The sequence below is a fragment of the Nocardia sp. BSTN01 genome (genome assembly GCF_015354405.1).
In the GTDB taxonomy this organism is placed as follows: Bacteria; Actinomycetota; Actinomycetes; order Mycobacteriales; family Mycobacteriaceae; genus Nocardia.
Window position 1 is genome coordinate 1 of record NZ_JADKYP010000124.1, and the last position, 3,089, is coordinate 3,089.

Sequence of the window (3,089 nt, forward strand, 5' to 3'; positions counted from 1 at the left end):
GTCAAGATTTTCCGGGAGACGCATGTCAGCGACGCGGAATTGGCGATCTCGGAGCGCGCCCGGCAGAAGGAACTCGAGCGGCGGGTGCGTGAACTGGATGAAGAGAATCGATTCTTGGGAAAATCGGTGGCCTTCGTCGCGGAAAAGCACCAGTGACACTGAAATACGCGTTCATCGCCTCCGAAGAAGGCAATCATTCCGTGGTGTCCATGTGTCGGTGGGCGAAAGTATCCCGATCAGGCTATTACGCATGGCCTAACCGCGAACCCTCGGCGACCGCATGCCGGCGCGAAATCCTGGCCGCGGAGATCCGGTTCTGTTTCGAGCACTCCGACGGCACCTATGGTTATCGGCGGATCCACGCCCACCTGGCCCGCTGGGGCACCTCGGCGGACCCGGGGTGCCGCGTTTGTTGAGGGCGCGGTTGATGCTGCTGGCGGGGAAGCGGGTGAGTGTGGCACAGGCGGTGAGGGAGTGCCCGGCGAGGTAGAGCTTTTCGGCGTGCTTGATGCCGGCGTCGGTCATCGACTGATAGCGGCGCGGGATCTTGCGTTTGGCGAGCAGCTCGAGGATCGCGCTCTTGGACGCGTGGTAGCGGCGGGCGAACTCGGCCGCGGGCACGCCGTCGCGGTATGCCTGGATCAGCTCGTTCTTCTCGGTGCGGGAGAGGTGGCGTTCGAGCCGTTGGGGCATACGGGTCGCAGTCGGCGTACGTTTGGAAGGACGGCGTCGCCGGGAGGCCGTTGAGATGTCCTGAACCTGAGATTTTTGCTAGGGATGCTTCGAGTTTCTGCAGGTCAGTGCGGTTCGAATAACGTCCCGCTAGGTCCACCCAGAGAGCCTTATTCGAACCGCCGTCCGGCGGTGCGAATCTTGGCTTGCCAACCGCTTCGACCTGGGTGTTTGTACACCTCGACAAATGCGGGCGACCCGGTGGAGGTCGGCGAAGACCGGATTCATCTCATCTGTCACCTGCGGCGTCATGGTGTCCTCCAGATCGTCGATGTAGAAGCGGCGGTAGAACGTCTCGTTGAGGTGGCGGCGGACCTCAGGGCTCGAATCCCGATACAGGCTGAAGGGCGTGGCGATGAGGTCGAACGCGTGGGTCAGGACCTTCGCGCCGATGCCGAGTTGCTCTGAGATGTTGGCCAATTGAGCCTCGATGCGTTTGCGCTCGCTCTTGAGCTCGATGAGTTTCATGCAGACCTTCGCCTGCGGCATCGAGCCGTCGGCGACCAGGTCGACGAGGCGGCTCTCCTTCTTGTCCAATTCCTTCAGCTGCCGTTCGAGTCCTGCGTGCAGCCTGCGAGTGGATGCGTTTCGTCGGCGACGACTTCTCCGAGCAAGGCTCGGGTCTCGGCAGCGAAATCGGCAGGCAGTTCGAGGGTGCGGTAGTGCTCGACGATCGCCTCCTCCACTGCGTCGGCCGGGAGGGCCGGAAGATCACAGAGGCCCTCTTTGCTACGGCGGCAAACGAAATACGCATAGCGGGTGCCGTTGCGCCCCGTCGACTTGCTGAAGACCAGCCGCGAGGTTTCGGCGTTGGCGCGACAGCGCGGGCAGAACAGAGAGCCCTTGAGGTAGTGACTGTGGATTCGGTCCCGGTTGCCATTGGCGCTGCGAAGTCGGAGGACATCCTGGACTCGCTCGAAAAGTTCGTGGCTGATGAGCGGTTCGTGGCGGCCGGGGTAGATCTGCCCTTTCCATACGACGTATCCCACGTAGCACCAGATCCCATGATCGCTCATCGGCCTTGCGGAGTGCGGCACGATGCAGCGTGCCCAGGATATCCTCGGCACGATCGGTGAAGAGCAGATGGCCAGCGTCTAGAACGACTTCGAGCCGACTGTTCGGGATCAGGGGGCGAGGCGCCGACCATCGTCAGTCTGGAACGTTGGTGTCCGCGTCTCCGATGCATGTCCACTGCGACGCTCGGCTGCCTTGCTTGAGTGCTAATCGGATGTTGATGCTCCTATAGATGTCAAGCGGCTGGAATTAGGTTCTGGGACTGCATTTCTGGTGCGGTGAGGGTGCGGTAGACCTCTCGCGCGACAAATCGTTTGAGACAGCGCATGATCTCCTTGCGTGACAACCCCTCCTTGGTGCGACGATCGACGTAGGCGCGAGGTCGCGGATCGAATCGCATTCGAACCAGAACGATGGTGTGCAGGGCATTGTTCGCGGCTCGGTCGCCGCCGCGATTGAGCCTGTGACGGTTGGTTCGTCCTGAGGATGCAGGGATCGGCGCGACGCCCGCCAAGTGGGCAAAAGCGGCTTCCGAATGCATCCGTTCGGGGTTGTCTCCAGCGGTGGCCAGTAGTTGACCGGCGGTTTCGGGGCCGACTCCGTAGAGGTCCAGCAGTGCGGGCGCGGCCTGGGCGACCAATGGGCGGATCTGCGCCTCGAGTTCGGCGATCTCGATGTCGAGAGCTTGGCAGCGCCGAGCCAGCAGGCGCAGAGCAGTCCGCGTGGCGGTGAGCGGATTGGATAGGTCCGCATCAGGCCGCAGCCGAGCCAAAGTCCGTATCAACGCCGAACGCTCCATGCCTGCTGTCCGTTCACGTAGGACAGACGGCGCCGAGACCAACAGGCCACGGATTTGGTTCAAGACCTGTGTCCGGGACTTGACCGCACTGCGCCTGGCCGCCCGCAACACGCGAACGGCTTCAACCACCCCGTCACGACTTTTCGGGATGCCGGTGGCCCGACCCGAGAGCACGGCAATCGCCGCGGCGTAGGCGTCGATTGGGTCCGATTTCCCTTGTGATCGACGGGTTTTGCGGTCGGGGCGGTCGACATCGATCACCGTGACACCGGCTGCAGCGAGCACCCGAGCCAGCTCGGCGCCGTAAGCGCCGGTTCCTTCCACACCGACTTTGGCGACAGTGCCGTGCGAGCGCAGCCAAGCCAGCAACTCGCGGTAGCCGCGGGATGTGGCGGGAAACTCGCGGTCGGCCAGATGCCGGCCGACCGGATCGATCACCGCGGCGTGGTGGGTCAGACCGTGGGTATCGACTCCGCCAATAATCTCCGAGACAGTGTCCATGCCGGTTGCGTCCGTCCTTACCTATCTGCTTCGTCAAGTGTGA

4 protein-coding genes are annotated in these 3,089 nt (G+C 62.9%); 1 reads left to right on the forward strand and 3 read right to left on the reverse strand.

Annotated features, from left to right (window positions below; translation table 11 throughout):
• The first annotated feature begins 209 nt into the window (after window positions 1-209).
• Window positions 210-416, forward strand: a complete 207-nt coding sequence (locus IRT45_RS38155; protein ID WP_375540189.1) for an IS3 family transposase — start codon at window positions 210-212, stop codon at window positions 414-416.
• Between the two features lie 406 nt (window positions 417-822).
• Here IRT45_RS38155 and IRT45_RS35980 read toward each other — a convergent pair whose 3' ends face one another.
• The 3 genes from IRT45_RS35980 to IRT45_RS35990 form a co-directional block, all read right to left on the reverse strand.
• The gene (locus IRT45_RS35980; RefSeq protein ID WP_194810215.1) at window positions 823-1,269 is read right to left on the reverse strand and encodes a hypothetical protein; all 447 of its coding nucleotides are present in this window, start codon (window positions 1,267-1,269) and stop codon (window positions 823-825) included.
• Window positions 1,270-1,274: 5 nt separating this feature from the next.
• Window positions 1,275-1,748 (reverse strand): recombinase zinc beta ribbon domain-containing protein, encoded by a 474-nt coding sequence (locus tag IRT45_RS35985; RefSeq protein WP_194810216.1) that lies wholly within the window; start codon window positions 1,746-1,748, stop codon window positions 1,275-1,277.
• A 233-nt stretch (window positions 1,749-1,981) separates the two neighbouring features.
• A complete protein-coding gene (locus IRT45_RS35990) occupies window positions 1,982-3,046 on the reverse strand; it encodes an IS110 family transposase (protein ID WP_194810217.1) in 1,065 nt (354 codons plus the stop codon).
• Between the last annotated feature and the right edge of the window lie 43 nt (window positions 3,047-3,089).

Coding starts and splice junctions, on each gene's coding strand:
- IRT45_RS35990 (WP_194810217.1), bottom strand. CDS start 3,046: ATGGACACTGTCTCGGAGATTATTGGCGGAGTCGATACCCACGGTCTG.
- IRT45_RS38155 (WP_375540189.1), top strand. CDS start 210: ATGTGTCGGTGGGCGAAAGTATCCCGATCAGGCTATTACGCATGGCCT.
- IRT45_RS35985 (WP_194810216.1), bottom strand. CDS start 1,748: ATGAGCGATCATGGGATCTGGTGCTACGTGGGATACGTCGTATGGAAA.